The sequence below is a fragment of the Enterobacillus tribolii genome, from assembly GCF_003363015.1.
Classification (GTDB): domain Bacteria; phylum Pseudomonadota; class Gammaproteobacteria; order Enterobacterales; family Enterobacteriaceae; genus Enterobacillus; species Enterobacillus tribolii.
This window is the reverse complement of sequence record NZ_QRAP01000001.1, coordinates 939,203-965,191: the sequence shown is the minus strand read 5'-3', so window position 1 is coordinate 965,191 and position 25,989 is coordinate 939,203. Positions and strand designations below refer to the sequence as shown.

27 protein-coding genes, 2 tRNA genes and 2 pseudogenes are annotated in these 25,989 nt (G+C 56.1%); 18 read left to right on the top strand and 13 right to left on the bottom strand.

Annotation, left to right across the window (positions count from 1 at the left end; translation table 11 throughout):
• Nucleotides 1–19: 19 nt before the first annotated feature.
• Nucleotides 20–1,147, top strand: coding sequence for a tyrosine-protein phosphatase (locus tag C8D90_RS04330; RefSeq protein WP_115457143.1), 1,128 nt, complete (start codon nt 20–22; stop codon nt 1,145–1,147).
• Nucleotides 1,148–1,559: 412 nt separating this feature from the next.
• Here C8D90_RS04330 and C8D90_RS04325 read toward each other — a convergent pair whose 3' ends face one another.
• Nucleotides 1,560–2,099, bottom strand: coding sequence for a DUF2058 domain-containing protein (locus C8D90_RS04325; RefSeq protein ID WP_115457142.1), 540 nt, complete (start codon nt 2,097–2,099; stop codon nt 1,560–1,562).
• A gap of 268 nt (nt 2,100–2,367) precedes the next feature.
• Between C8D90_RS04325 and arsR the strand changes: the two genes are divergently transcribed.
• The 6 genes and pseudogenes from arsR to arsC all read left to right on the top strand — a co-directional run bounded on the left by arsR (nt 2,368) and on the right by arsC (nt 5,256).
• On the top strand, nt 2,368–2,718 hold the full coding sequence (gene arsR, locus C8D90_RS04320) for an As(III)-sensing metalloregulatory transcriptional repressor ArsR (protein WP_115457141.1): 351 nt from the start codon (nt 2,368–2,370) through the stop codon (nt 2,716–2,718).
• A 47-nt stretch (nt 2,719–2,765) separates the two neighbouring features.
• Nucleotides 2,766–3,109 (top strand): annotated as a pseudogene (gene arsD, locus C8D90_RS04315) (arsenite efflux transporter metallochaperone ArsD).
• A 2-nt stretch (nt 3,110–3,111) separates the two neighbouring features.
• On the top strand, nt 3,112–3,327 hold the full coding sequence (locus C8D90_RS04310; RefSeq protein ID WP_312026893.1) for an ArsA-related P-loop ATPase: 216 nt from the start codon (nt 3,112–3,114) through the stop codon (nt 3,325–3,327).
• Nucleotides 3,270–3,482: pseudogene (locus C8D90_RS04305) on the top strand (arsenical pump-driving ATPase); the annotation flags it as partial. The gene C8D90_RS04310 and the pseudogene C8D90_RS04305, both read left to right, overlap by 58 nt.
• A gap of 46 nt (nt 3,483–3,528) precedes the next feature.
• Nucleotides 3,529–4,818, top strand: a complete 1,290-nt coding sequence (locus tag C8D90_RS04300) for an arsenic transporter (RefSeq protein WP_115457140.1) — start codon at nt 3,529–3,531, stop codon at nt 4,816–4,818.
• Between the two features lie 12 nt (nt 4,819–4,830).
• Complete coding sequence (arsC, locus tag C8D90_RS04295; protein WP_115457139.1) at nt 4,831–5,256, top strand: glutaredoxin-dependent arsenate reductase; 426 nt, start codon at nt 4,831–4,833, stop codon at nt 5,254–5,256.
• Between the two features lie 399 nt (nt 5,257–5,655).
• Here arsC and ychF read toward each other — a convergent pair whose 3' ends face one another.
• Together ychF and pth are read right to left on the bottom strand one after the other, a co-directional pair.
• Nucleotides 5,656–6,747: a redox-regulated ATPase YchF gene (gene ychF / locus C8D90_RS04290; RefSeq protein WP_115457138.1), complete on the bottom strand. Its 1,092-nt coding sequence runs from the start codon at nt 6,745–6,747 to the stop codon at nt 5,656–5,658.
• A gap of 120 nt (nt 6,748–6,867) precedes the next feature.
• Nucleotides 6,868–7,455 carry an aminoacyl-tRNA hydrolase gene (gene pth, locus C8D90_RS04285; protein WP_230472941.1) on the bottom strand — a complete coding sequence of 196 codons (588 nt, stop codon included), beginning with the start codon at nt 7,453–7,455 and terminating at the stop codon, nt 6,868–6,870.
• 311 nt (nt 7,456–7,766) lie between these two features.
• Between pth and ychH the strand changes: the two genes are divergently transcribed.
• Nucleotides 7,767–8,045, top strand: a complete 279-nt coding sequence (gene ychH / locus C8D90_RS04280; RefSeq protein WP_115457136.1) for a stress-induced protein YchH — start codon at nt 7,767–7,769, stop codon at nt 8,043–8,045.
• A gap of 189 nt (nt 8,046–8,234) precedes the next feature.
• Here ychH and prs read toward each other — a convergent pair whose 3' ends face one another.
• The 3 genes from prs to lolB all read right to left on the bottom strand — a co-directional run bounded on the left by prs (nt 8,235) and on the right by lolB (nt 10,844).
• The gene (prs, locus tag C8D90_RS04275) at nt 8,235–9,182 is read right to left on the bottom strand and encodes a ribose-phosphate diphosphokinase (RefSeq protein ID WP_115457135.1); all 948 of its coding nucleotides are present in this window, start codon (nt 9,180–9,182) and stop codon (nt 8,235–8,237) included.
• Between the two features lie 160 nt (nt 9,183–9,342).
• Entirely contained in the window at nt 9,343–10,224 is an 882-nt protein-coding gene (gene ispE / locus C8D90_RS04270) for a 4-(cytidine 5'-diphospho)-2-C-methyl-D-erythritol kinase (protein ID WP_115457278.1), read from the bottom strand.
• The gene (gene lolB, locus C8D90_RS04265; RefSeq protein ID WP_115457134.1) at nt 10,224–10,844 is read right to left on the bottom strand and encodes a lipoprotein insertase outer membrane protein LolB; all 621 of its coding nucleotides are present in this window, start codon (nt 10,842–10,844) and stop codon (nt 10,224–10,226) included. The genes ispE and lolB overlap by 1 nt, the downstream gene beginning before the upstream one ends.
• Nucleotides 10,845–11,068: 224 nt before the next feature.
• On the opposite strand from lolB, the gene hemA reads away from it, so the two are divergent.
• Genes hemA through kdsA form a run of 6 tightly spaced genes read left to right on the top strand, consistent with a single transcriptional unit; the run spans nt 11,069 to nt 16,448 of the window.
• A complete protein-coding gene (gene hemA, locus C8D90_RS04260) occupies nt 11,069–12,331 on the top strand; it encodes a glutamyl-tRNA reductase (RefSeq protein ID WP_115457133.1) in 1,263 nt (420 codons plus the stop codon).
• Nucleotides 12,332–12,371: 40 nt separating this feature from the next.
• Nucleotides 12,372–13,454, top strand: a complete 1,083-nt coding sequence (gene prfA, locus C8D90_RS04255) for a peptide chain release factor 1 (protein ID WP_115457132.1) — start codon at nt 12,372–12,374, stop codon at nt 13,452–13,454.
• Nucleotides 13,454–14,308, top strand: a complete 855-nt coding sequence (gene prmC / locus C8D90_RS04250) for a peptide chain release factor N(5)-glutamine methyltransferase (RefSeq protein ID WP_115457131.1) — start codon at nt 13,454–13,456, stop codon at nt 14,306–14,308. The genes prfA and prmC overlap by 1 nt, the downstream gene beginning before the upstream one ends.
• Nucleotides 14,309–14,336: 28 nt before the next feature.
• Nucleotides 14,337–14,735, top strand: coding sequence for a SirB2 family protein (locus tag C8D90_RS04245; RefSeq protein ID WP_115457130.1), 399 nt, complete (start codon nt 14,337–14,339; stop codon nt 14,733–14,735).
• A complete protein-coding gene (gene sirB1 / locus C8D90_RS04240) occupies nt 14,732–15,541 on the top strand; it encodes an invasion regulator SirB1 (RefSeq protein WP_115457129.1) in 810 nt (269 codons plus the stop codon). Before C8D90_RS04245 ends, sirB1 begins: the two co-directional genes overlap by 4 nt.
• Nucleotides 15,542–15,593: 52 nt before the next feature.
• Nucleotides 15,594–16,448 (top strand): 3-deoxy-8-phosphooctulonate synthase, encoded by an 855-nt coding sequence (gene kdsA, locus C8D90_RS04235; protein WP_115457128.1) that lies wholly within the window; start codon nt 15,594–15,596, stop codon nt 16,446–16,448.
• A gap of 52 nt (nt 16,449–16,500) precedes the next feature.
• On the opposite strand, the gene dauA is transcribed toward kdsA, so the two are convergent.
• The 6 genes from dauA to C8D90_RS04205 form a co-directional block, all read right to left on the bottom strand.
• A complete protein-coding gene (gene dauA, locus C8D90_RS04230; RefSeq protein ID WP_115457127.1) occupies nt 16,501–18,195 on the bottom strand; it encodes a C4-dicarboxylic acid transporter DauA in 1,695 nt (564 codons plus the stop codon).
• Between the two features lie 229 nt (nt 18,196–18,424).
• Complete coding sequence (locus C8D90_RS04225; protein WP_115457126.1) at nt 18,425–18,910, bottom strand: heme-degrading domain-containing protein; 486 nt, start codon at nt 18,908–18,910, stop codon at nt 18,425–18,427.
• Nucleotides 18,911–19,065: 155 nt separating this feature from the next.
• Nucleotides 19,066–19,155, bottom strand: a tRNA-Ser gene (locus C8D90_RS04220).
• Between the two features lie 168 nt (nt 19,156–19,323).
• Complete coding sequence (locus C8D90_RS04215; protein ID WP_115457125.1) at nt 19,324–19,713, bottom strand: YbhQ family protein; 390 nt, start codon at nt 19,711–19,713, stop codon at nt 19,324–19,326.
• A 381-nt stretch (nt 19,714–20,094) separates the two neighbouring features.
• Nucleotides 20,095–20,184, bottom strand: a tRNA-Ser gene (locus tag C8D90_RS04210).
• Between the two features lie 136 nt (nt 20,185–20,320).
• The gene (locus C8D90_RS04205) at nt 20,321–21,511 is read right to left on the bottom strand and encodes an ABC transporter substrate-binding protein (RefSeq protein ID WP_115457124.1); all 1,191 of its coding nucleotides are present in this window, start codon (nt 21,509–21,511) and stop codon (nt 20,321–20,323) included.
• Nucleotides 21,512–21,666: 155 nt separating this feature from the next.
• Here C8D90_RS04205 and C8D90_RS04200 point away from each other — a divergent pair, with 155 nt between their 5' ends.
• Nucleotides 21,667–22,461, top strand: a complete 795-nt coding sequence (locus tag C8D90_RS04200) for an N-acetylmuramoyl-L-alanine amidase-like domain-containing protein (RefSeq protein ID WP_196238487.1) — start codon at nt 21,667–21,669, stop codon at nt 22,459–22,461.
• Nucleotides 22,462–22,539: 78 nt separating this feature from the next.
• Nucleotides 22,540–23,481 (top strand): glyoxylate/hydroxypyruvate reductase GhrA, encoded by a 942-nt coding sequence (gene ghrA, locus C8D90_RS04195; RefSeq protein ID WP_115457123.1) that lies wholly within the window; start codon nt 22,540–22,542, stop codon nt 23,479–23,481.
• 31 nt (nt 23,482–23,512) lie between these two features.
• On the opposite strand, the gene C8D90_RS04190 is transcribed toward ghrA, so the two are convergent.
• Nucleotides 23,513–24,313 carry an aminoglycoside adenylyltransferase family protein gene (locus C8D90_RS04190; RefSeq protein ID WP_115457276.1) on the bottom strand — a complete coding sequence of 267 codons (801 nt, stop codon included), beginning with the start codon at nt 24,311–24,313 and terminating at the stop codon, nt 23,513–23,515.
• Nucleotides 24,314–24,603: 290 nt separating this feature from the next.
• Here C8D90_RS04190 and C8D90_RS04185 point away from each other — a divergent pair, with 290 nt between their 5' ends.
• Nucleotides 24,604–25,341 carry a phosphatase gene (locus tag C8D90_RS04185; RefSeq protein WP_115457122.1) on the top strand — a complete coding sequence of 246 codons (738 nt, stop codon included), beginning with the start codon at nt 24,604–24,606 and terminating at the stop codon, nt 25,339–25,341.
• A 39-nt stretch (nt 25,342–25,380) separates the two neighbouring features.
• Complete coding sequence (locus C8D90_RS04180) at nt 25,381–25,941, top strand: TorD/DmsD family molecular chaperone (RefSeq protein ID WP_115457121.1); 561 nt, start codon at nt 25,381–25,383, stop codon at nt 25,939–25,941.
• Nucleotides 25,942–25,989: the final 48 nt, after the last annotated feature.

Sequence of the window (25,989 nt, the reverse complement as noted above, 5' to 3'; positions counted from 1 at the left end):
TGAACCCAAGGAACATTTTATGAATAAAAGCAGGTTGTCACTCATTTACTCAGCGTTTCTGTTTTCCTCCCTGGCGTTAACCGGTGTGCATGCTGCGCCGGCGGTTTCCGACATACCTGCCGTAAATCAACAAATGATTAATCCCCATGGCTTGATAACCCGTGACGGCGATCGTCTGACGCTGACCTGGCAGGGCATGCCGGAAGCCGGGAGTGTGACGATAAAATGGCAGGACCTGGAAACCGGCAACAGCAAGGCGCAGGACGTCAGCGTGCAAGACGGTAAAGTGACGATAGACGATCCTAACCCACAGCGCAGAACGTTATTTATGTTGCCGGCGGGGCAACAGACGGTGACGTTGGCGGAACGCAAGCTGCCGGTGAAAGGCATGGATAACCTGCGCGATATGGGCGGGCTGAAAACGGCGGATGGCCGCTATACCAAATGGGGATTGTTATATCGCGCCGATACGCCGCATAAGGCCAAGGCGGAGGGCTATGGCTATTTGCGCCACATGAATATGGGGTATGTGTTTGATTTGCGCCGCATAGAGGAAATTGCGAAGAAGCCGGACCCGGCAATAGACGGCGTGACGTATCATCATACGCAAATTCCGGATGAGCCGCCGGCATATGCTGACGTTTCCTGGGAAACAGACGACGCGATATTCCGGTTTGTGCGTACTCCGCGCGCCGAAAGTTTTTATGTCGATACCAATATTTTTATGGTTGATGCCGGGCAAAGCCAGCGTTCGATGAAACAAATTTTTGATACGGCGCTAAAAGGAGAGGGGAAAGCGATGCTCTGGCATTGTGCTGGTGGAAAAGACAGAACGGGGTATGTCTCAGCTATGTTCCTGGCCGCGCTGGGCGTGCCGCAGGAGACGATTGTTAACGAGTATCTGTTGACCAATGAATATCGTCAGGAGTTTGATCGTCAGGAACTAGCGGATATGAGTAAAGCGTTTAATAACGACGCGCAGGCAATTAAAGGGTTCAAAGCCATTCAGCAGTCACGACCGGAGTATATTCTGGCAGGACTTAAGCAGATTGAAAAAGAGTATGGCTCGGTGGAGAATTATCTGGAGAAGCAGATGGGCGTGACGGCGCAGCAGATTGCCAGATTGAAAATGCTGTATACGGAATGATTTGAACATTACTCAATCAAGGAAAAATCCGCGCGTTAGCGTGGATTTTTTTTGCGGGCAAAGCGAAGTTGTGTAGTGCTGGTATAATTCCCTCACCTGAAGGAAATCGCAACTACATTGAATAATGCTATGTTGTGGGGCAGCCCGGGTTGTTAAATCCGCAGAGAGTCAGATGCCGAAATGACTATGTGTATTCGGCCTCAAGTTTTTTTATTTTCGGCTAATATGCCTGGGGAGTGGATTAAAAAACGAGCCGGGGAATTCGCTACGTAGTTTTCTGCGTATACTCTGCGAACTACATGCCTATTTATCTGACTGAAACGGACAGAGATTCTTCCGTGAGCCGCTTAAAGATTGAGCATGAATGAAAAGCCCTGAGGGCTTCTCATTCACAATCATCTGCAAACATTCATTACCACATCAAATCATCAGGCACTTTAAAATCAGCATACGGATCTTCTTCATCCAGCTCTTCCTGGCTAAGCGCATTATTTATTACAATGCTGTTCGCATCGCGCTGTGCAATTTTATCGGCTACGCTCGCAGGGATAACCGCGTATACACACTCCCCGCTGTTATCAACAACCAGGCGGGCAATGGCGAGACGGCCGCTAATCAGCTGAGCCTGAGTCGTTTTATCCACTTCTATCTTTTTAATTACGTTATTGTCTGTGAAGTTGAAGCCAATATCGCCTTTTGAAATGTCGATTCGGTTCATTTCAATGAGCTGCTTTACCTGAGCTTTATACTCTTTAGACAATGCAGCCTGTTTTTGCTGTTCGCTCAGTTGCTTATCACGCTCAAGCTGTGCTTTTTTATTCTCTTCTACGGCCTCTCTTGCCTCACGCGCCTGAACCCGCGATTTTTTAGCCGTTCTCTGGATCTTGGCCATTTTTTTGCTGGTTACCAGTCCTGCTTTCAGCATCTGCTCTTGTAAGGTAAGTTTTGTCATCTTCGTTTCTGAACTTGTTGGAGAATGGGGGGATTATACCTGCAATTTTTGAGGTTGTGCCAGGTTGGGGGGTTGGCAGAATTATTTATCAATATGTTAAGTGATATGCATCCATGTGGGTCTAACCCTCTAGATTCACGTTGATGTTTGTCAACTTATCGAATGTTCATTCACATTAACAGTCAATATAATATATCTTTTTTTTCATATATGTTATTGCAAGCAGTCTTCTGAGGAGTAATATAGAACGGTAAATTATGGGGCGACTATGACTTTTACATCATTACAACTCTTCAAAGACCTCTCCGATGAAACCCGTCTGGGCATCGTGTTGCTGCTCAGAGAGATGGGAGAGCTGTGTGTCTGCGATCTCTGTACGGCGCTGGAACAGTCGCAACCCAAGATCTCACGTCACCTGGCAATGCTCCGGGAAAGCGGTCTATTGCTGGATCGCAAGCAGGGTAAGTGGGTTCACTACCGCTTATCCCCGCATATTCCTTCCTGGGCTGCCCAGGTGATTGAGCAAGCCTGGTTAAGCCAACTGGACGACGTACAGGCCATCGCCCGTAAGCTGGCATCGGCAAACTGCTCTGGTAGCGGTAAGGCTATTTGTCTCTGAAAAATTTGCCTGAACATATATGAATTTCCGAATGTGAGGTGTTCAGAATGAAAGCGTTAACGGTGTTTGACCCGGCGTATGTGGTTCAGATGTCGATCAAGTTTTGGTTGATTTCTTTGCTGATGTGCAGTGGCTGAAAGGACGTGGCGTACAGGTTGAACGTTACAACCTGGCGCAGCAGCCCATGAGCTTTGTTCAGAACGAGGAAGTAAAAACCTTCCTCGAAGTACCTGGGGCTGAGGAACTTCCGTTGCTGTTGCTGGAGGGTGAAACGGTGATGGCAGGGCGATACCCAAAACGCGCTGAGCTGGCTCGCTGGTTTGGTATTCCGCTGGAGAAGGTGGGGTTGGCTCCCATCAACTGCTGTGGTGGTAATACTTCCTGTTGCTGAGTATGTCAGGAGGACATATGAAATTCTTACAGAATATCCCGCCTTACCTGTTTTTCACCGGTAAGGGCGGTGTGGGGAAAACCTCCCTTTCCTGCGCGACGGCTATTCGCCTGGCAGAACAGGGTAAGCAGGTTTTGCTGGTAAGTACCGATCCGGCTTCCTCGAAAGAGCGGGGATTCACCCTTGGGGCTGGATTATCAATAACAGCCTTTCCATAGCTGATACTCACTCACCGCTGCTTTGCCAACGAGCGCGGCAGGAGTTACCTCTGATTGAGGCTGTAAAACACCCGCTTACCAGTCGCGTCGCACTTGTTCCGGTACTGGCGTCAGAGCCTGCCGGTATAGAAAAACTCAGAGAGCTGGTGAGTTAATTTTTTGTATACACAGGATGGCTGAGCCGCCCTGTCTGGAGGGTTTATGTTACTGGCAGGCGCTATTTTTGTCCTGACCATCGCCCTGGTTATCTGGCAGCCGAAGGGATTAGGGATAGGCTGGAGCGCGACGCTGGGCGCTGTGCTGGCTTTGATTTCGGGTGTTGTGTATTTAGGTGATATCCCGGTGGTGTGGAATATCGTCTGGAACGCGACGGCAACGTTCATTGCTGTGATTATCATCAGCCTGTTGCTCGATGAGTCCGGCTTTTTCGAATGGGCGGCGCTGCACGTTTCACGCTGGGGTAACGGTCGTGGCCGTTTGCTCTTTACATATATCGTTTTGTTAGGCGCCGCGGTAGCGGCACTGTTTGCCAACGATGGTGCGGCGTTAATTCTGACACCAATCGTCATTGCCATGCTGTTGGCATTAGGATTCAGTAAAGGCACTACACTGGCATTCGTCATGGCCGCCGGGTTCATTGCCGATACGGCCAGCTTGCCGCTTATCGTGTCGAACCTGGTTAACATTGTTTCTGCAGACTTCTTTAGATTAGGGTTCACTGAGTATGCGTCGGTAATGATGCCAGTCGATATTGCCGCTATTATTGCCACGCTGGTGATGCTGCATCTGTTCTTCCGCAAGGATATCCCGCCGACTTACGATCTGGCTCTCCTTAAGACACCGGCAAAAGCAATCAAGGATCCGGCTACGTTCCGCACCGGCTGGATAGTTTTAATTCTTCTGCTGGTTGGGTTCTTTGTCCTCGAGCCGCTTGGTATTCCCGTTAGCGCGATTGCGGCTGTTGGAGCTGTGATCCTGTTTGCAGTAGCTAAACGAGGCCACGCCATTAACACAGGTAAAGTGATGCATGGTGCGCCCTGGCAGATCGTCATCTTCTCACTGGGAATGTATCTGGTGGTCTATGGTCTGCGCAACGCCGGGCTAACCGAATATCTTTCAGATGTGATGAATATGCTGGCAGATAAAGGCCTTTGGGCCGCGACGTTTGGTACTGGCTTCCTGACGGCTTTCCTTTCTTCCGTCATGAACAATATGCCTACTGTGCTGGTTGGCGCTCTTTCTATCGATGGCAGCACCGCAACCGGCGTGATCAAAGAGGCGATGATCTATGCCAACGTGATTGGCTGCGATCTGGGCCCGAAAATCACACCGATTGGTAGCCTGGCAACACTGCTCTGGCTGCATGTACTTTCACAGAAGAATATGACGATCACCTGGGGCTATTATTTCCGCACCGGGATTATCATGACGCTGCCTGTGCTGTTTGTAACGCTGGCCGCGCTGGCGCTACGTCTCTCTTTCACTTTGTAATGAGATACTGAAATGAGCAACATCACCATTTATCACAACCCGGCCTGCGGTACGTCGCGTAATACGTTGGAGATGATCCGTAACAGCGGTACCGAGCCAACCGTTATTCATTACCTTGAGAATCCACCGTCACGCAATGAGCTGATCAAACTCATTGTGGATATGGGGATTACAGTACGGGCACTACTACGTAAAAATGTCGAGCCCTACGAAGAGCTGGGGCTGGCGGAAGATAAATTTACTGACGATCAGTTAATCGACTTTATGCTGCAGCATCCGATCCTGATTAACCGTCCGATTGTGGTGACGCCACTGGGAACCAAACTGTGCCGTCCTTCCGAAATTGTTCTGGGTATCCTCCCGGGTGCACAGAAAGGGGCTTTCGCTAAGGAAGATGGAGAGAAAGTCGTTGATGATGCAGGTAAAAGACTGACATGAACGTGAAGGGGGCAAATGCCCTCTTATTTTCTTACTTCGCCATCTTTGTCAACAGATTCTTCGCTTTGTAGTGCGGTCATGTAAGCCGACTCAATTTGTAGCCATTCTTTCGCGCCAGATAGAGGCCATCAAGCGTCATTGAGGCGATAAAGCTTTGCAGTACGACACTGGGTGTCTGTGAGCATAACGTGTCCCTGTATGGTTATTATGCTGTTGTTGTCCTCACCCTGAGAGAAGATAAAAGTATTTTATACTCACGCCTGTACACATTTTTGACTGCGCTGTAACGGGAAAACTTAAGGCGATATGAAAAGAAAAATCCATGCAATTGCATGGATTTTAAGTGTTTTTGTTTCATTCATGAGACATCGTGAGATGTCCTGAAACCGGTAAAACCAATCACACGTTGAACAAAAAGTTCATCACATCCCCATCCTTGACGATGTAATCCTTTCCTTCTGAACGCATTTTCCCGGCTTCTTTCGCCCCTTGCTCGCCCTTATAAGTAATAAAATCCTCATAAGCGATCGTCTGCGCGCGGATAAACCCTTTCTCGAAATCCGTATGGATTTTCCCGGCAGCCTGTGGCGCGGTAGCGCCTACGGGAATCGTCCAGGCGCGAACTTCTTTAACACCCGCGGTGAAGTAAGTCTGCAGGTTCAGCAGCTCATAGCCCGCGCGGATAACACGGTTCAGGCCCGGCTCTTCCAGCCCCAGCTCGGCCATGAACTCATCGCGCTCGTCGTCTTCCAGTTCGGCGATGTCAGATTCCACCGCGGCGCAGACCGGCACCACCACAGAGCCTTCGCGCTCAGCGATGGCGCGAACCTGATCCAGATACGGGTTGTTTTCGAAACCGTCTTCGTTGACGTTGGCGATGTACATCGTCGGCTTCAGCGTCAGGAAGCTCAGGTATTTGATTGCCGCTTTATCTTCCGCGCTCAGGTCCAGCGCGCGCAGCATACCGGCGTTCTCCAGCTGCGGCAGGCATTTTTCCAGCGCGGCCAGCTCGGCCTTGGCGTCTTTGTCGCCGCCTTTGGCTTTCTTCTGCACGCGGTGAATGGCGCGTTCGCAGGTGTCGAGGTCAGACAGCGCCAACTCGGTGTTGATGATATCGATATCTTCCGCCGGGTTGACCTTGCCGGAAACGTGAATGATGTTGTCGTTTTCGAAGCAGCGCACCACGTGGCCGATGGCTTCGGTTTCGCGGATGTTGGTCAGGAACTGGTTACCGAGGCCTTCACCCTTGGACGCGCCTTTTACCAGGCCGGCAATGTCGACGAATTCCATCGTGGTCGGCAGAATGCGCTGCGGCTTCACGATTTCCGCCAGTTTGTCCAGGCGGGGATCGGGCATAGGAACAACGCCGGTGTTCGGCTCAATGGTACAGAACGGGAAGTTCGCCGCTTCGATTCCCGCTTTGGTCAGCGCATTGAACAGCGTGGACTTGCCAACGTTCGGCAGTCCCACAATACCGCATTTGAAACCCATGTTTTTCACCTTAACTAATTGATTATCAGCGAGTAAATAAAATCTCGCCGGGATAATTGAAAAATATCGCGCAATTATACACGCAACGACGCGTTTTCTCGACTCATCATTGCCCCGCGCTCAGCGGGTAGACCTGAAGCCGTTCATCCGGTTCATCGCTTTATCCATGCCGTCGCTCATCAGAATTTCCGTGCAACGCAGCGCTTCGTCAATGGCGTCATCAATCAGCGGCGCTTCGCTGGCGAGCGGTTTGCCCAGCACGAAACCCACCACCTTGTTGCGATCGCCCGGATGGCCGATGCCAATGCGCAGGCGATAAAAGTTGGGGTTGTTGCCCAGCTTGTTCTGAATGTCCTTCAGGCCGTTATGGCCGCCGTTGCCGCCGCCCAGCTTCAGCTTTGCCACGCCGGGGGGCAGGTCGAGCTCATCATGTGCCACCAGGATTTCGTCCGGCGCGATGCGGTAGAACGTCGCCAGCGTGACAACTGCTTTACCGCTGAGGTTCATGAAGGTCGTCGGCACCAGCAGGCGCACGTCGTTGCCCGCAATGTTTACCCGCGCGGTGTAGCCGAAGAACTTGGGTTCCTCTTTCAGCGACTGGTTGAAACGTCCGGCCAGCGCATCCACGAACCACGCACCGGCATTATGGCGGGTCTGGGCATATTCGGCGCCGGGATTGGCCAAACCGACGATAAGTTTGATAGTCACGGTTACTTGTACCTTACAGGAAATTTTAGCCCGGCATTTTACCGCCGCCGGCCGCTGATTGCCAAAAAGCATTCGTTACCGGGCAGGAATGGACGAAATAGTCATTGCCAGGTCAATGATAAGCCTGCGGCACAGTTGGCTTTGTTAAGTAATTTGTCATCCAACGTAAAGAAATATAAGTAAAAAAGCACGATTTGTGATACGTAGCGCAATACCCGCTTATCTATTGGGGCTATACTTCAATCATCAAAGATAGAATCGCACATAGTGCAAAGACATCACTTTGGTATGAGTAGCTCAGGAGGTGGCATATGAAACGTAAAAGCGCATTGATGCTCGGTAACGTTCTCATGGGGCTCGGGCTTGTAACGATGATCGGCGGTGTTGGCTACTCTGTCCTGGCGCAGTTGCCGCAGCTCAATTTACCGCAATTCTTATCCCATGGCGCAATCATGAGTATCTTCGTTGGCGCTCTGTTGTGGCTGGTCGGTGCCCGTGTCGGCGGACGTGAACGTGTAGCGGATCGCTACTGGTGGGTACGTCACTACGACAAACGTTGCCGCCATAATCCGCGCGAACGTCACTCATAATATCCCGGCAGATCCGGCGTAATAAACCCGCGGCATCACAGTTGCGGGTTTTTGTTTGCCCACTTTCCGTCCCCGCCTTCAGGCACGCTTCAAACGATAGCGCAGAAAAGAAATACCGCAGATAAAGAAATACCACAGAAAGGAAAGAAGAGAGCACGACGGGAGAACCCCGCCGTGCGGCAGTGCTGATTAATGCTCGAACATTGCGGAGATGGATTCTTCGTTGCTGATGCGGCGGATGGCTTCAGCCAACATGCCGGACAGCGTCAGCGTACGTACTTTCTTCAGCGCCTTGATTTCCGGCGACAGCGGAATGGTGTCGCAAACGATGAATTCATCTATCACGGACGTTTTGATGTTCTCAATCGCGTTACCGGAGAAAATCGGGTGCGTGGCGTAAGCGAACACGCGCTTGGCGCCGCGCTCTTTCAGCGCTTCCGCCGCTTTGCACAGGGTGCCGCCGGTGTCGATCATGTCGTCAACCAGTACGCAGTCGCGGCCGGCAACGTCGCCGATGATGTGCATCACCTGAGAGACGTTGGCGCGCGGACGGCGCTTGTCGATGATCGCCATGTCAGTGTCGTTCAGCAGTTTGGCGATAGCACGGGCGCGTACTACGCCGCCGATGTCCGGAGAAACTACAATCGGGTTTTCCAGGTTCTGCTGCAACATATCTTCCAGCAGGATCGGACTGCCGAAGACATTATCAACCGGGACGTCAAAGAAGCCCTGAATCTGTTCAGCATGCAGATCTACCGTCAGCACGCGGTCCACGCCGACGCTGGAGAGAAAATCGGCTACGACTTTTGCCGTAATCGGCACACGTGCGGAACGCACGCGGCGGTCCTGACGGGCATAACCGAAGTAGGGGATAACCGCGGTAATACGTCCTGCGGAGGCGCGGCGCAGGGCGTCAACCATAACGACCAGTTCCATCAGGTTGTCGTTGGTGGGTGCGCAGGTGGACTGGATGATGAAAATATCGCCACCGCGTACATTTTCGTTGATTTGTACGCTCACTTCACCATCGCTAAAACGACCGACGGCGGCGTCGCCAAGACTGGTGTACAAACGGTTGGCAATACGTTGTGCTAGTTCCGGTGTGGCGTTACCAGCAAAAAGCTTCATATCAGGCACGAGAAAAACCTCAGGCTGCGTCCAGAGAAGTTAGGTGGGCATGGGCCGCGGCGAATAATGGGGGGAGGTCGATTATTCTGCGGTGAACATAACCCTTCGGGTATATATAAAATTTATCCGCAGCGGCGCGGATATCATACTGACCGGGCTACAGTAGCGCCTACTGTAAAGCCCCGGACAACGCCGAACGGGCAAGATGCAATGGCGACGTGTTAACGCCTCGCGCCACGAATCCCTGCACCCGCTCGGGGGCATTGCTAAGCACCTGCCGGGCGGCGGACTCCGTGTCGAATTCAGCAAACACACAGGCACCGGTTCCGGTCAGACGCGACGGCGCGTATTCTAGCAGCCACGAAAGCAGCTCTTCAACCTCACGAAAACGTTTTCTTGCCACAGGTTCGCAATCGTTCGCGAACGGAATACGCAACAATTCGCTCAAGGTCCTGACCGGAGAGTCTCTTTTCAGTGCAGGATCGCCGAAGATGTCCGGCGTTGCAATGCTGACGCCCGGATGTGCAACGAGGTACCATTTTTCTTCAGGATGTGCTGGATGTAACATTTCACCAACACCTTCGGCAAAGGCTGCGTAACCTTTTATAAACACCGGCACATCAGCGCCCAGCTTCAGCCCCAGTCCGGCCAGCGTTTCATCGCTGAGCCCGGCGCGCCACAGGGTATTGAGCGCCAGCATTACCGTGGCGGCATCGGACGAGCCGCCGCCCAGTCCGCCGCCCATCGGTAATATTTTATCGACGGCGATGTCGGCGCCGGCGCGGGCAAACTCCGCGGGCAGGGCGCCGCGCAGCAGGCGCGCGGCGCGCACCACCAGGTTGCTTTCGTCCGCTACGCCGGGCAGCGGCGTCAGCAGGCGGATTTGCCCATCGTCACGGGCGGTGATGGTTAACGTATCGCCGTAATCCAGAAATTGAAACAGCGTCTGCAGATTATGATAGCCGTCGGGGCGCCGCCCGGTAACGTACAGAAATAAATTCAGCTTGGCCGGTGCCGGCCAGCGGAGGGTGGCGCGCAGGATATCCGGCATCATGGTTGCAGCGTCCAGTTATCCATTTTGAGCTTGATGCGCTGTTCGCCCTGCGTCAGCTCCAATTGTGAAGGCAGCGCAGGCTGTACGTCAGTATTGTAGTTCAGGTATTCCACTTTCCAGGTGACGCCGCCGCGGGTGTAGTTCAGGCTTTTCAGGCGGTGCTGGGCGTCAAGGGTAATGTCGGTAGCGTCGCCGGGCAGTCCGAGGATCCACTGGCGCAGGCTGTCCAGCGGAATCGTCATGTCGGTCAGTTTTTGAATCATCGTCTCCGCGTTATCGCTGACGTAGCGCTTGCCGTTATTGTCCGTCAGTTGCACCACGCCGGGTTGGGCGTTCAGCTCCATAACGGTGCTGCCGAGCGGGTTGGTCAGCAGCAGGCGGTAACGTTCGGGGGTGGATTGCTGCCAAAAGAAACGCGCATAGACTTTTTGCCTATCAGAGATATAGGCGAAAGCGCCGCGGGTCTGATACTGCTCAATCTTTTTCACCTGCGCTTCGTGGGACTGCCACTGCGGAGAGGTGGCGCTGCCGGTGGAGGTACGCGGAGCGTTGGTCGTACATGCTGCCAGTAAAACACAGCTAAGCGGCAGTAATCTCAGAAAATTTACCTTGCGCATCAGAGAGTATGTTCCGTTTGTTGCAGTAAAGAATATTCAAAACGCTAACGGTCTTTGTTGATAGCGTCAATGTCAATAACCCGAAATAGCGAAGGGCACAGCCGCGGATTCGTGCGCAGGCGCACGCCCGGCGGCGCGGCGCCGCTTTTATTGATCCCGTTCATCAAGTAGAATGCCCTTAATAATAATCCATAACAATAAGCTGTATTATCCGACGAAATGTCATGAGTCTGCTTGCACTTGGAATCAATCACAAAACCGCACCGGTTGCGTTACGCGAACGTGTGACGTTTTCACCCGAAACGCTGAACCTGGCTATTGAGAGTTTACTCCAGCAGCCGCTGGTGCAGGCTGGCGTGGTTTTGTCGACCTGTAACCGAACCGAACTCTACCTCAGCGTGGAGCAGCGGGAGGATCTGCGTGAGCAACTGATTCACTGGTTATGCGATTATCATCAGCTTTCTGCCGAAGAGGTGCGCAAGAGCCTTTACTGGCACCAGGACAACGAAGCGGTCAGCCATCTGATGCGCGTCGCCAGCGGGCTGGACTCGCTGGTGCTGGGCGAGCCGCAGATTCTGGGGCAGGTTAAAAAGGCGTTTTCCGAATCCCAGCACGGGCAGTCGCTTTCCCCGGAGCTGGAGCGCCTGTTCCAAAAATCCTTCTCCGTCGCCAAGCGGGTGCGTACCGAAACCGACATCGGCGCCAGCGCCGTTTCCGTGGCGTTCGCCGCCTGTACGCTGGCGCGCCAGATTTTTGAATCGCTTTCTCAGGTCAACGTGCTGCTGGTGGGCGCCGGCGAAACCATCGAACTGGTGGCGCGCCATCTGCGCGAGCACCGGGTGCGTCATATGATGATTGCCAACCGTACCCGCGAGCGCGCCCAAACGCTGGCCGCGGAGGTCGGAGCGGAGGTGATCACCCTGCCGGAGATCGAAGAACGCCTGGCCGACGCGGATATCATCATCAGTTCCACCGCCAGCCCGCTGCCGATCATCGGCAAAGGCATGGTGGAGCGCGCGCTGAAGGCGCGCCGCAATCAGCCGATGTTGTTCGTCGACATTGCCGTACCGCGTGATATCGAGCCGGAAGTCGGCAAGCTTTCCAACGCCTACCTTTACAGCGTGGACGATTTGCACTCCATCATCCAGAGCAACCTGGCGCAGCGCCAGGCGGCGGCGGTGCAGGCGGAGCATATCGTGGAGCAGGAAAGCGCCAACTTTATGGCCTGGCTGCGCGCGCAGGGAGCGGTGGAAACCATCCGCGATTACCGCGCTCAGGCCGATCAGGTGCGCAGCGAGATGGAAGCCCGTGCGTTGGCGGCCATTAAGCAGGGTGCCGACGTCGAAAGCGTGATCCACGAACTGGCGCACCGTCTGACTAACCGGCTGATTCACGCGCCGACCAAATCCCTCCAGCAGGCCGCCAGCAGCGGCGACGCCGAACGGCTGCAATTGCTGCGCGACAGCCTGGGTCTGGACCATAATTAGTTACCCTTCTTTCATTTATTTGACAGGTATATAGCCACGAATGAAGCCTTCTATTGTTGCTAAACTGGAAGCCTTGCAAGAGCGTCACGAAGAATTGCAGGCGCTGCTGGGTGATGCGGGCGTGATCGCCGATCAGGACCGCTTTCGCGCATTGTCACGGGAGTATGCCCAGCTCACCGACGTGACCCGTTGTTTTCAGGACTGGCGACAGGTGCAGGAGGATCTGGAGACGGCCGAACAGCTGTTAAGCGATCCGGAAATGCGCGATATGGCGCAGGAAGAGATAAAGGACGCCAAGGCGCGGATCGACGATCTGGAGCAGCAGCTTCAGGTGTTGCTGCTGCCGAAAGATCCGGACGATGAGCGCAGCTGTTACCTGGAAGTGCGCGCGGGAACCGGCGGCGATGAGGCCGCGCTGTTCGCCGGCGATCTGTTTCGTATGTACAGCCGCTATGCGGAAGCCCGTCGCTGGCGGGTTGAGATCATGAGCGCCAATGACGGGGAACACGGCGGCTATAAAGAAGTCATCGCCCAGATTACCGGCGATGGCGCTTACGGGCGTCTGAAGTTTGAATCCGGCGGGCATCGCGTGCAGCGCGTACCGGAAACCGAATCCCAGGGGCGGATTCATACCTCGGCCTGTACCGTGGCGATCCTGCCGGTAGTGCCGGAAGCGGAACTGCCGGAGATCAACCCGGCCGATTTGCGTATTGATACGTTCCGTTCCTCCGGGGCGGGCGGTCAGCACGTTAACACCACCGACTCCGCCATTCGTATTACCCACCTGCCGACCGGCATCGTGGTGGAGTGCCAGGACGAACGCTCCCAGCACAAAAACAAAGCCAAGGCGCTGGCGGTGCTCGGCTCGCGTATTCGCGCGGCGGAGATGGCCAAACGTCAGCAGGAGGAGGCGTCAACCCGGCGCAACCTGCTGGGCAGCGGCGATCGTTCCGACCGCATCCGCACTTACAACTTCCCGCAGGGAAGGGTGACCGATCACCGCATCAACCTGACGCTGTACCGCCTCGACGAAGTGATGGAAGGCAAACTCGATGCGCTGATTGAGCCGATCGTGCAGGAATACCAGGCCGATCAGTTGGCCGCACTGTCCGAGCAGGATTAATGCGCTACGACCGGTGGTTGAGCGAAGCGGCGCAGCGATTGGCGCAGGGGGAAAGCCCGCGGCGCGATGCGGAGATCCTGTTGGGGTTCGTCACCGGGAAAGCCCGCACCTACCTGATCGCCTTTGGCGAAACAGCGCTGAACGCGCAGGAACTGGCGCAATTGGAGACGCTGCTGGCGCGGCGTGAACGCGGTGAACCGGTGGCGTACCTGATCGGCGAACGGGAATTTTGGTCGCTGCCGCTGGCGGTGTCTCCCGCCACGCTGATCCCCCGTCCGGACACCGAGTGTCTGGTAGAGAAAGCGCTGATGTTGCTGCCGGAGCACGGTGCCGACGTGTTGGATCTCGGCACCGGTACCGGCGCTATCGCGCTGGCGCTGGCGCACGAGCGCCCGGACTGCCGGGTGACCGGCGTGGACTTCTCGGCGCAGGCCGTCGCGTTGGCTCAGGGTAATGCCACGCGTCTGGGCATCGCCAACATCACCTTTATGCAAAGCGATTGGTTCAGTCAGTTGTCCGGACAGCGTTTTGCCCTGATCGCCAGCAATCCTCCTTACATTGACGCGGACGACCCGCATTTGTCGCAGGGCGACGTACGTTTCGAACCGGCCAGCGCGCTGGTGGCGGGGCAGCAGGGCATGGCGGACATCATACGCATCGTTGACGATGCGCCGGACTACCTGTTGCCCGGCGGCTGGCTGCTGCTGGAACACGGTTGGCAACAGGGTGAGGCCGTGCGGGCATGCCTGACGCAACGCGGTTTCAGCGCGGCGACGACGCTGCGGGATTACGGCGGCAACGAGCGCGTTTCATTCGCCTGTTGGGCGCCAGCAGGAAGCGGTTCACGGGCATGACGCCTTAAGGTTAATAACGGGAACATTCATGGCGGCATACATCTGGACCAAGCATTTACATCTGTTGACAGTAGCAATCAGCATCGCGCTGTTTGTGCTCCGTTTCTTCTGGAAATGGCGCAATTCGGCTATGATGGAGCGACGCTGGGTTAAGATTGCACCGCATCTGAACGATACGGTATTGTTTATCAGCGGAATTGTATTGATCTTCATCACCCGGTTTTATCCTTTTAGCCCGCAGGGAACCTGGCTGACGGAAAAACTGGTCGGCGTGGTGATGTACATTTTGTTCGGGTACGTTGCCCTGAGTCGCCGCCCGCGCGGCTGGAAGATCCGGAGCGTGGCATTTATCGCCGCGTTAGGCAGCCTGTACTTAATCATTAAACTGGCAATGACGAAAATGCCGTTGCTGATGGGATATGTATGAATAGCATCGCTGATTTTGAATTTGACCACTTTCCGCTCAGCGAAGGGGTTATCTTGATTTCACAGACTATTCGCCGTGATTTCGCCTCCGGGCCGGTGCGCCAGGGGTTACAGCAGTTAGTCACGCAGGCGAGGGAAAGCATAGATACTTCGTTGGATCACGATCAGCAACTGGAGCAACTGATTACGTTGTTTTTCACCCAGTGGGGATTCGGCGGCGCCAACGGCGTTTACCGCCTTTCCGACACCCTGTGGCTGGATAAAGTGCTCAATACCCGTCAGGGTACGCCGGTTTCTCTGGGGATCATTTTCCTGCATATTGCGCAGGCGCTGGATATTCCGCTTTATCCCGTCATTTTCCCGACCCAACTGATCATGCGCGCCGACTGGCTTGATGATGCGATGTGGCTCATCAATCCCCTGAACGGCGAAACGCTGAACGAACATATGCTGGACGTGTGGCTGAAGGGCAATCTGGGCCAGTCGATGATGCTGGAAGATAATGACTTCGAGGAAGCGGAAAACGTCGGCGTGGTGCGCAAAATGCTCAGCACGCTCAAGGCCGCGCTGATGGAGGAAAAGCAGATGGAGCTGGCGCTGCGCACCAGCGAGGTGCTGCTGGCTTTCGACCCCAGCGACCCCTACGAGATCCGCGATCGCGGGCTGATTTACGCCCATCTCGACTGCAACCACGTGGCATTATCGGATCTGAATTATTTTATCGAGCACTGCCCGGAAGACCCGGTTTCCGAAGTGATTAAGGTGCAGATTCATTCGATAGAGCAGAAACATGTGGTGTTGCATTGACGGCAGCACTGAAATTTACCTTATTTATAATCTGTACAACTGAGGCGCAAGCATGAAACAGAAAGTAGTCAGCATTGGTGACATTAAAGTTGCGAACGACCTGCCGTTCGTGCTGTTTGGCGGGATGAACGTGCTGGAATCACGCGATCTGGCAATGCGTACCTGCGAGCACTACGTCACGGTGACCCAAAAACTGGGTATTCCTTACGTATTCAAAGCCTCTTTTGATAAGGCCAACCGTTCTTCCATCCACTCTTACCGCGGGCCGGGCCTGGAAGAGGGCATGAAGATTTTTCAGGAGCTGAAGCAGACCTTCGGCGTGAAAATCATCACCGACGTGCACGAAGTGGCGCAGGCTCAGCCGGTTGCCGACGTGGTGGACGTGATTCAGTTACCGGCATTCCTGGCGCGTCAGACCGACCTGGTTGAAGCGATGGCTAAAACCGGCGCGGTAATTAACGTGAAGAAGCCGCAGTTCCTCAGCCCCGGCCAGATGGGCAACATCGTGGATAAGTTTGAAGAGGGCGGCAACGATAAGATCATCCTGTGCGACCGTGGTTCCTGCTTCGGCTACGATAACCTGGTTGTGGATATGCTGGGCTTCGGCGTGATGAAACAATCGTCCAAGGGCAGCCCGGTGATTTTCGACGTGACCCACTCCCTGCAATGCCGCGATCCGTTTGGCGCCGCATCCGGCGGACGCCGTGCGCAGGTAACGGAGCTGGCACGTTCCGGTATGGCCGTGGGCATCGCTGGTCTGTTTATCGAAGCGCATCCGGATCCGGCTCACGCGCGCTGCGATGGTCCTTCCGCGCTGCCGCTGGATAAGCTGGAGCCGTTCCTGGTACAGATGAAGGCGATTGACGATCTGGTGAAAAGTTTCCCGGAGCTGGATACGGCAAACTAAGCGCGATTCAGTCAGTAAAAAAGGCACGTCCGCAGGGATGTGCCTTTTTTCGTTATTCGTCCAGCAACTGCTGTGCATCCGGCAGCGTGGAGCAGAAGGTCAGCCGCCCCGGTTGCGGCGTGACGCGGGCGCGGGCCAGCGTTTTCAGCGGCTGGAAAGGAATGTCGGTGACGATAAGCTGCTTGCCTTCCGGCAGGTGTTCGACGAAGCGCAGGAACGCGTTCAGGCCGCCGGCATCCAGTACGGGCACGGCGTCCCATTGCAGAACGATGGTGCGGTAATCCTGGGCGTGCTCCAGCAGTTCGGTGAAGATGCGTTCGGCAGCGGCGAAAAACAGCGGGCCGTTCACCCGCAGCGCCAGCACGTCCGGCTGGGTAACGGCGCTGATTTCGCTCAGGCGCGTCATTCTGGCGATGCGGCGCATGAACAGCAGCGATGCCAGCACAATACCCACGGTAATCGCAATCACCATGTCGAACAGCACCGTCAGGCTCATACACAGCAGCAGAACGATGATGTCATCCTTCGGCGCCCGGCGCAGCAGATATACCACCTTATGGGCTTCGCTCATGTTCCAGGCGACCAGCAGCAGCAGGGCGGCCATCGCCGCCAGCGGCAGCCAGGAAAGCCACGGGGCCAGCACCAACAGCGCCAGCAGCACCAGCAGGGAGTGAATCACCGCGGAAACCGGCGAGGTCGCGCCGGCCCGCACGTTGGCGGCGGAGCGGGCGATGGCGGCGGTTGCGGTGATCCCGCCGAAGAACGGCGCGACGATGTTGCCCAGCCCCTGGCCGATCAGTTCTCCGTTGGAGTGATGTTTTTTCCCGGTCATGCCGTCCAGCACCACCGCGCACAGCAGCGACTCAATCGCGCCCAGCATCGCCATGGAGAAAGCCGCGGGCATCAGGGCAGTCAGCGTACCCCAGGTTAACGGCAGGGAGGCGGACTCCGCGCCGGGAACTTTCCAGGGCAGCATCAGCTGTGGCAGCACCGGGGGAATGCCCTGGCCCTGCGTGCCGTCGGCCAGCATATAGCTGAAGCGGGAGCCGATGGTGGCGACCTGAATGTCGAACAGGCCCAGCAACGCCATCACCGCGACGCCGGCCAGCAGCGCCGGCAGGTGGCCGGGAATGCGTAAACCCAGCCGGGGCCAGAAAACCAGCACGGCCAGCGTGACTGCGCCGATCAGGGTGTCCCCCCAACTGATAGAGGGCAACGCCTGCGCCAGCGCGGTGACTTTCATCAGGTAGCTTTCCGGCACGTGTTCCAGATGCAGGCCGAAAAAGTCCTTCACCTGCATGGTGGCGATGGTGATGGCGATACCGGAGGTAAAGCCGAGCGTAACGGAAAGCGGAATGTATTCGATCAGGCGGCCGAAACGCGCCACGCCCATCAGCAGCAAAAACACGCCGGACATCATCGTCGCCAGCAGCAGGCCGGACAAACCGAACTGCTGGGAGACGGGATACAGGATAACGACGAAGGCGGCCGTCGGCCCCGACACGCTGAAGCGTGAGCCGCCGGTCAGCGCAATGACGATCCCGGCGATGGCGGCGGTATACAGGCCGTACTGCGGAGGAACGCCGCTGCCGATGGCCAGCGCCATGGCGAGAGGGATAGCGATAATCCCCACGGTAATGCCGGAAATGGCATCACGAAGTAAACGGCTAAAGGAATAAGGCTCTTTCCAGCAAGCTTCAATCAACGCGCTGAACGGCAGAATGCCGCTAGTTTTATGCACTTTCATTATGCGAATAAACCAACCATTCAAAAAAACAAGAATAGGCGGGCCAGGGAGGGTCCGTCGCTTTAAACATAGCTACCATACGCCCTATGATGAGGAGAGATCCAGATATATATCAATAGCACGCCACCGGCGTGAAAAGTTTTTTTCCGGCGCCGGTGGGAGGAAGGTAAATCAGTAAACACGCCGCTTTCCCGTGAGTCGGGGAAAGCAAGATTATCAGTTTCCGGGCTTAGTGCAGCTCATTGCCGGAAAGACCGAGAAAGTCCGCAATTGTCCGGGTCACCAACTGGTGATCTTCCAACTGCGGCGCGCCGGAAACGGTAATGGTGCCTACACAGCCGGTATTGCGCAGAATCAGCGGGAAACAGCCGCCGTGCGCGGCGTAGTCCAACAGGCTCAGGCCGTAGCGTTCTTCCAGGGTGGACTGGCGCTGCTTCAGGCGTACGCCGATGGCGTAAGAGCTTTGGCGAAAACGTTCGACCACGTTGCGCTTGCGGCGGATCCATTCGGCGTTGTCGGGCGTGGTGCCGGGCATGGCGTAATAGAACAGCGTCTGCCCCGCCAGGCGGATTTCGATGCTGACGGAAACCCGGCGCGCTTCGGCGGCCAGCTTAAGGCGCTGACCCAGCTCCCAGGCGGTTTCCGCGTTAAAGAATTCGAATTGCAGCGTGCGTTCTTCCTGCGCCAGCTGTGTCAGTTCGTCGTCGGCGGTCATGTACGGCTCCTTCGGGGGAAAGGGATTGATCCGTATACCCTAGCAGGTGACGGGTAACAGGCGCCAGATGAGTTGGTTATAAGAAAGAGAAGAAATGAAATGCGGCGGTTGGATAGCAAAAAGCCCCGGATTAACCGGGGCTCTTTGTCAGAATATGGCGGTGAGGGAGGGATTCGAACCCTCGATACGTTTTCACGTATACACACTTTCCAGGCGTGCTCCTTCAGCCACTCGGACACCTCACCATATTGTGGTTGCCGCACTCAGTACCGCAACGGGACGCTACTATAGGGGGGCGACGGGGAACGGTCAAGAAGAATTTCTTTGAAGTGAATTAGGTGGTTATGCATTGAACGATGCGGGTGGATCCGGTGGTTTCGGGAGCGGGTGAACGCTCCCGGCAATGAGGAACGTTACTGCTGTTTAGAGGAAGCCGGTGTGCGGCGGCGTTCGCGGTTAAGCAGGGAAGTGATGGCCGGGCCGGCTAATACCACGACGGCGGTAACGGCAAGGATCAGGTTGTTTTCGATGATGCGCGACAGCAGATAAATGGCCGCCATCACCGCGCCGAAATAGTAAGTCGTGGTGGTGTCTTCGAAAAAGTCACTCAGCAGGCAGGACGTGTTGCAGGGGTTGCGCTGAAACCACAGCATTCCGGCGAAAGCCGCCATGTACAGCACCAGCAAAACGACGCATACGGGCGTCAGCGCCCGGTGCCACCAGGCAAAGGCAATCACGGCCACAATCAATAGATGCAGGGGGATATAGCCTGCGCGTTTCAGCGTTCGGGTGAATTTACCCATCTGTCGCTCCCTTGTTATCGCCGGTGATGAATCTCATGTACCGGTGTAATCAGCAAAAACGTCAACGCGTCAAGATTAACGCAATGTCGGCTCAACGTAGCAATTGACACCAAACTCAGTTGAATTTTTGTGATGCAGATTAGATTTTGTTCCGAAAAACAAAAAATTGTCATGACAACGCTCTGTTGCACCGGGGTGAACGAGCAGTGAAGAACCGACCGGCAACATGCTTCCCGCATCTTGCCGCGCCGGGGCGAATACCGTAACCGCCGCAGTCTGTGCTGCCGGTAGCGTGACGGTACAATCGCGGGACGTTTCGGTCGTTTGTCTCGCGCGATTTAAACAGAAAGCCCCGGTTAACCGGGGCTTTCTGTTTAAATATGGCGGTGAGGGAGGGATTCGAACCCTCGATACGCTTTCGCGTATACACACTTTCCAGGCGTGCTCCTTCAGCCACTCGGACACCTCACCAATGGCGCGTAATGTAGGGGAAAAAGGTAAATGACGTCAACCCATTTTGCGGGAAATTGGTCCGCTCAGCCAAACAAGCAGCAATTTGACGTTTTATAGTACGCAAATTGCCGCTTTTTTAGTCCCCCTCAGGGCTTCAGCGACCGTAACGCTTCTGCCATTCGGCTTCCAGCGCTTCCTGCCAGGAGGGATGCGGCTCCGCAAGTGCCGGGAACAGCGGCTGAATTTTGCTGAACAGGGCCTGTTGCCTGGCATTGAGCAGATGGGGGTCCAGAATCGTCGGGTCGCCCCAGATTTTGCCGCTGGCTTTGCGTGCCTGCGCTTCCGGCGACATCAGGAAGTTAATCACTACCATGGCGGCGGGTTTGGCTTTGGCGTTGAACGGAATCGCCAGGAAATGCACGTTGGTCAGCGCGCCCTGACGCAGGGCGTAAGTTTTGGCGTCGGGCGGCAGGGAGCCGGCGGCGATTGCGGCGGGGGCAACGCCCGGATTAAAGGTGATCGCCATATCCAGCACGTTATCGTTGAACAACTGCATCATCTGGGCGTCGCTGGTGGGGAAGATTTTCCCTTTGCGCCACAGATGGGGATGGAGGGTGTCCAGATAAGCCCACAGCGGCGCCGTATCACGCCTGAAGGTTTGCGGGTTTACCGGCTGATCCAGCGGCAGCCCTGAGGTCAGCGCCAGCAGCGCGCTCTTGAGGAACGAGGCGCCGTGGAACTGCGGCGGGCGCGGGTAGGCGATGCGCCCCGGATGCGTTTTGGCGTAGTTCAGCAGCGCCGCGAAATCGGCGGGCGGATGCGGCAGCGTTTTCGCATCGTAAATAAACACCAATTGCCCGACGCCCCAGGGCGCTTCGTAGCCTTCGGTCGGGACGGTGAAGTCCTGCGTCACCGGCAGTTTCTGATTCACCCAGCGCCAGGCCGGCAACGATTCGGTAAACGGTCCGTACAGCAGGCCGTCACGTTTCATGGCCTCGAAGTTTTCACCGTTGATCCAGACCAGGTCGGCGCTGCCGTTACGGGTATTTCCCGCCGCTTTCTCCGCCCGGATGCGGTTGACGGTTTCGGCGATGTCGTTCACTTTCACCTGTTTGAGCGTAATACCGTAGCGCTGTTTAACCTCGCGCGACGCCCACAACAGATAGTCATTAACCTGCAAGCTGCCGCCCCAGGCGTTGAAATAGACAGTTTGTCCACTGGCCTGTTGCTCGGTTTGTTTCCAGTCCGGTTGTACGGACGCGCTGTCAGGCTGCGCCTGGCAAAGTGATGTGCCGGCAAACAGGGCGAGGCCGCCAAACAGTAAGGGAAGGAAAAGTTTTTTCATGGGATAGGGATCCTTCTGATATTTGGCGTTAAAAGTACCACGGGAAAGACGGTTTCGCATTGTTTGGCTGGCGGGATAGTCATTCCGGGGCGGAAAGACCGGGCGGTTCATGGTAGGGTAAGCGCGTAGTGATTGACGCAGGAGTCCGGGCCGTGATGGCGGAAGTTAACTGGAAGACATTCATGCTGACAGCGCTGTTGTTGATTGGCGCGGGCAGCAAAGCGCACGCCGTATCCATGAATGAATACACGGCGGGCAAGGTACGCAGCATTATCGACAATGTGGTGATCCCTTACCGTGATGCTGACGAAGGCGAACGCATCGATCGGGTTTCCCGCGCCTTCCTCGGCACGCCTTACCATGAAAACACGCTGGTTGGCGGCATAAATCAGCCTGAGCAACTGGTTGCCGCGTTTAACGGCGTAGACTGCTTTACCCTGCTGGATTATGTGTATGCCCTGACGAAGTCCGACGCGCCGCAGGCGTTCCTGCCCCGCCTGACCGTCACGCGTTATGAAGGCGGACGGGTCGATTATCTGAACCGGCGGCATTTTTTCACCGATTGGTCGCAAAAATATCCCCGCAACGCCACGGACATCACCGCCAGTCTCGGCGCGCAGGCCGTCGTGGTGACGAAAAACCTCAACCTGAAGCGCGACGGCGGGGAATATGTGCCGGGACTGGGCGGCATCCACCGGCAGGTCAGCTATATTCCGGCGGCGAAGGTGACGCCGCGGGTGCTTGAAGAACTGAAAACCGGCGATTTCGTCGGCATCTATTCCCGCGCGGCGGGTCTTGACGTTTCTCACGTCGGCATCGTAATCAAAGCGCCCGACGGCGTTTACTTCCGCAATGCCTCGCCGCTGGCGAATAACCGCAGCGTGGTGGACGTTCCCCTGCGCAGTTACCTGAAAGATAAGCCGGGTATTGTGGTGTTACGGCCGCTTTAATCATCAGACAAATTTACCCCCGGCGTGACATCGGCTATCATACGCACGATAACCAACTAATAATAAAGGTTTTTAGCCATGAACATCATCTATTACCATCCGTTCTTCGACGCCCGTATCTGGCTGGAAGGCATGCGCAAGCGTCTGCCGCAGGCGCAGATCCGTGAATGGACGCCGGGCGATGACGGCCCGGCCGATTATGCGATGGTCTGGTTGCCGCCGTATGAAATGCTGGCGACCCGGCAGAACCTGCGCGGCGTGTTCGCGCTGGGCGCCGGGGTGGACGCGATCCTGGCGCAGGAGAAGGCTCACCCCGGTACGCTGCCCGCGGGCGTGCCGTTGGTGCGGCTGGAAGACACCGGTATGGCCCTGCAAATGGAAGAGTATGCGGCGGCGGCCGTAATGCGCTACTTCCGCCGCTTCGACGAGTATGAACAACAGCAACGGCAGGGGATCTGGCGCTATCTGCCGCCTCATGCGCGTGAGAATTTCGTCGTCGGCGTGGCGGGTGCCGGCGTGCTGGGCGGCAAAGTCGCGCAGCGTTTGGCGTCGTTCGGCCTGCGGGTGCGCTGCTGGAGCCGCAGTGAAAAACACTTCGACGGTGTGGAAAGCTTTCACGGCCAGGCGCAGTTCGCCGCTTTTCTGAAGGGAACGCAGGTTATCGTGAATCTGCTGCCCAATACGCCCGAAACCGCCGGTATTCTCAATAAGTCGGTTTTCGGCCAACTGAATCACGGCGCTTACATCATTAACCTGGCGCGTGGCGCGCATCTTCTGGAAGACGATTTGCTGGAGGCGCTGAATAGCGGTCAGGTGGCGGCGGCGATGCTGGACGTGTTCGCCAAAGAGCCGCTGGCGCAGGACCATCCGTTCTGGACGCACCCGCGCGTGACCGTGACACCGCATATCGCGGCCTTTACCCTGCCAGAGGAAGCGATGGACTATGTGGCTGAAAACATAAAGACGATTGAGGCAGGGAACATGCCCACCGGCATGGTGGATATCCGCCGCGGTTACTAAACACGGGATGCAGCAGGGGCGGGCGTAATGGTTAACATTCGTCCGCCTCGAGCCGTTCGTTGATACGTGTTTTGGCGTAATGCACGAAGCGCCCGACTGCAGGCATCGCGGCGGCCCAGTCTTCAGTGAGCAGACCCAGATACTCCGCGCGTGCGGTTCGCAGCGTCGCGGCGTGATCGTCAGGTAATTGCGGCAGCAGCCAGGCCGCGGCTTCATCTTTAGGCGCGATATGGCCGGTAACGCTGCTGTACCAGATCCGCGCCAGAGTCAGGATGATATTACGCTCATCGCCCCGCAAATCCTCCGTGTCCTGCCACAGGTTAAGGGTATGGCGAAAAGTTTGCAGCATGTCGTGATGCGGTACGGCGGTAAACATGGCGGCCGCATTCTCACCGGTTAACGGCACGCTGGCATTGCGGACTTTGGTCAGCAAAATGGCGATATCCCTGTCTGGCTGCGGCGGCTCATAAATTCCCTGGCGGATATCCTCGCGCAGCCATTCACCAAACTGCATTTCCCTCGACGGGGGGAATCGCCACGGCACCAGTTGAGAATACAGCACTACGGTTACTTCCAGCGCCCGGCAGGTTTCTGAGGTGCCGGGAGGCGCTGAAATGTTCAGCAACCCCCGCATCAGGGCTTCCCGCTGTGCGGCGCTCAGCGGTTCCCGAACCGTGACCAGCAAATCGATATCGCTGTAGGGCTTCAGGCCGCCCTCAACGGCTGAGCCGTATAAATGGATGGCGAGCAGATTCTGCTGGAGAAGGCGGGTAATGAGCGTTTGGGCAGCTTCTGTTTGCGGCCTGATCGCGTCAGGGATGTTATTTTTCATGGTATCCGTTATCTCCGCCAGGGCGCTGAAAGTCTGTTTCCCCGTTATTCTGCCATTTTTCAGCAATGGCGAAAAACCGGTAGTGCGCTGGTCAGGCGGAGGAAAACCCCCGTTAGCGCAGAGGGGACGAAAAATGTGCATGATTCAGAGAATGCGGTAAAATAGCCCTCCTGACACTCACAGGTAACGTCTTGATTTATATATTGTGCGCCGAGGCGCCGCGTCGCTTGTCTTTTATTCGTCCTGTGTTATAACAAACTGATTTAACAGTGAATGTAGTGGACATTATTATGTACCCCGTTGATTTACATATGCATACCGTGGCGAGCAGTCACGCATACAGCACCCTTCATGATTACATCGCCCAGGCCAGGAATGTGGGTATCAAACTGTTCGCTATCACCGATCACGGCCCGGATATGGAAGATGCGCCGCATTACTGGCATTTTATGAATATGCACGTTTGGCCGCGTCAGGTTGACGGCATCGGAATTTTGCGCGGCATTGAGGCGAATATCAAAAATACGCAGGGTGAGATCGACTGCACCGGGCGCATGCTAGATCAGATGGACCTGATTATCGCCGGGTTTCACGAACCGGTATTTCCGCCGGTGGATCGCGACACGCATACCGAAGCGCTGATCGCCACCCTCGCGGCGGGCGATGCGGACATTATCAGCCATCCCGGCAACCCGAAGTTCCCGATCGATATTCGCGCCGTGGCTGAGGCCGCCGCGAAATACCGCGTGGCGCTGGAGCTGAATAACTCATCCTTCACCCATTCACGCATCGGCAGCGAGGCGAACTGTACGGCCATCGCCGCCGCGGTGCGGGATGCCGGGGGTTACCTGTCGCTGGGGTCGGATTCGCATATTGCCTACACCCTGGGGCATTTTGACCGCTGCGTGCGTATTCTTAATGAAGTAAACTTTCCGCCGGAGCGGGTGTTGAACGTTACGCCGCGCCGCGTGCTGGACTTCCTGGAATCCCGCGGTAAGCGTGCGATCCCTGAACTGGCTCACCTCTGACCGCCCGACGGCGGTCTTTTTGCTTTTACGGATTATTGAATGAATGAGTTTTCGCTGATTTGCCGTCTGCTGGGTTCTCTGTTTTCCCGTCAGCCGCAGGACCCGGTATTAGACCCGGTGTTTACCATGATGGCGCAGAATAAGCTGCAACCGTTCTGGCCGCTGGAGCAGGATTCGCTGCTGACGCGCCTGCAACAGGCGAGCGGCGATCGTGCCGCGCTGGCTGCCGACTATACGGCGCTGTTTTCCGGCGCCGGCGCCGCGGTGCCTTCCTGCCGCAGCGAGTATGAAGAGGGCGCCACGGAACAGGAAGTGCGTGATTTCCTGACCCAGCGCGGTATGCCGCAGGGCGAAGGCGCTGCGGACAGCTTCGGGCGCCTGCTGTTGGCGGCGTCCTGGCTGGAGGATCAGGCGGCGGAAGATGAAACCGAAGCGCAGGTTACGCTGTTCGACGAATATCTGCTGCCGTGGTGCGGGCGTTTCCTGGGTAAGGTGGAAGCACATACCACCACCGCGTTTTACCGCACGCTGGCTGAGCTGACGCGCGAAGCGTTACAGGCGATGCGTGATGAATTGGACGAAGAAGACGCGCAATCTTAACCGCGCAGGTAAAAAATTCCCCCGGCAATGCGGGGGAATCGGGGCGGG

Bases quoted from the DNA above. Each gene is read 5' to 3' on its own strand.
- C8D90_RS04330 (WP_115457143.1), top strand. From the start codon at position 20: ATGAATAAAAGCAGGTTGTCACTCATTTACTCAGCGTTTCTGTTTTCC.
- C8D90_RS04245 (WP_115457130.1), top strand. From the start codon at position 14,337: ATGGCGGCATACATCTGGACCAAGCATTTACATCTGTTGACAGTAGCA.
- C8D90_RS04205 (WP_115457124.1), bottom strand. From the start codon at position 21,511: ATGAAAAAACTTTTCCTTCCCTTACTGTTTGGCGGCCTCGCCCTGTTT.
- kdsA (WP_115457128.1), top strand. From the start codon at position 15,594: ATGAAACAGAAAGTAGTCAGCATTGGTGACATTAAAGTTGCGAACGAC.
- C8D90_RS04185 (WP_115457122.1), top strand. From the start codon at position 24,604: ATGTACCCCGTTGATTTACATATGCATACCGTGGCGAGCAGTCACGCA.
- hemA (WP_115457133.1), top strand. From the start codon at position 11,069: ATGAGTCTGCTTGCACTTGGAATCAATCACAAAACCGCACCGGTTGCG.
- C8D90_RS04300 (WP_115457140.1), top strand. From the start codon at position 3,529: ATGTTACTGGCAGGCGCTATTTTTGTCCTGACCATCGCCCTGGTTATC.
- arsC (WP_115457139.1), top strand. From the start codon at position 4,831: ATGAGCAACATCACCATTTATCACAACCCGGCCTGCGGTACGTCGCGT.
- ghrA (WP_115457123.1), top strand. From the start codon at position 22,540: ATGAACATCATCTATTACCATCCGTTCTTCGACGCCCGTATCTGGCTG.
- arsR (WP_115457141.1), top strand. From the start codon at position 2,368: ATGACTTTTACATCATTACAACTCTTCAAAGACCTCTCCGATGAAACC.
- C8D90_RS04200 (WP_196238487.1), top strand. From the start codon at position 21,667: ATGGCGGAAGTTAACTGGAAGACATTCATGCTGACAGCGCTGTTGTTG.
- dauA (WP_115457127.1), bottom strand. From the start codon at position 18,195: ATGAAAGTGCATAAAACTAGCGGCATTCTGCCGTTCAGCGCGTTGATT.
- ispE (WP_115457278.1), bottom strand. From the start codon at position 10,224: ATGCCGGATATCCTGCGCGCCACCCTCCGCTGGCCGGCACCGGCCAAG.
- ychH (WP_115457136.1), top strand. From the start codon at position 7,767: ATGAAACGTAAAAGCGCATTGATGCTCGGTAACGTTCTCATGGGGCTC.
- C8D90_RS04325 (WP_115457142.1), bottom strand. From the start codon at position 2,099: ATGACAAAACTTACCTTACAAGAGCAGATGCTGAAAGCAGGACTGGTA.
- prfA (WP_115457132.1), top strand. From the start codon at position 12,372: ATGAAGCCTTCTATTGTTGCTAAACTGGAAGCCTTGCAAGAGCGTCAC.
- lolB (WP_115457134.1), bottom strand. From the start codon at position 10,844: ATGCGCAAGGTAAATTTTCTGAGATTACTGCCGCTTAGCTGTGTTTTA.
- sirB1 (WP_115457129.1), top strand. From the start codon at position 14,732: ATGAATAGCATCGCTGATTTTGAATTTGACCACTTTCCGCTCAGCGAA.
- prmC (WP_115457131.1), top strand. From the start codon at position 13,454: ATGCGCTACGACCGGTGGTTGAGCGAAGCGGCGCAGCGATTGGCGCAG.
- C8D90_RS04310 (WP_312026893.1), top strand. From the start codon at position 3,112: ATGTCAGGAGGACATATGAAATTCTTACAGAATATCCCGCCTTACCTG.
- C8D90_RS04180 (WP_115457121.1), top strand. From the start codon at position 25,381: ATGAATGAGTTTTCGCTGATTTGCCGTCTGCTGGGTTCTCTGTTTTCC.
- ychF (WP_115457138.1), bottom strand. From the start codon at position 6,747: ATGGGTTTCAAATGCGGTATTGTGGGACTGCCGAACGTTGGCAAGTCC.
- C8D90_RS04225 (WP_115457126.1), bottom strand. From the start codon at position 18,910: ATGACCGCCGACGACGAACTGACACAGCTGGCGCAGGAAGAACGCACG.
- C8D90_RS04215 (WP_115457125.1), bottom strand. From the start codon at position 19,713: ATGGGTAAATTCACCCGAACGCTGAAACGCGCAGGCTATATCCCCCTG.
- C8D90_RS04190 (WP_115457276.1), bottom strand. From the start codon at position 24,313: ATGAAAAATAACATCCCTGACGCGATCAGGCCGCAAACAGAAGCTGCC.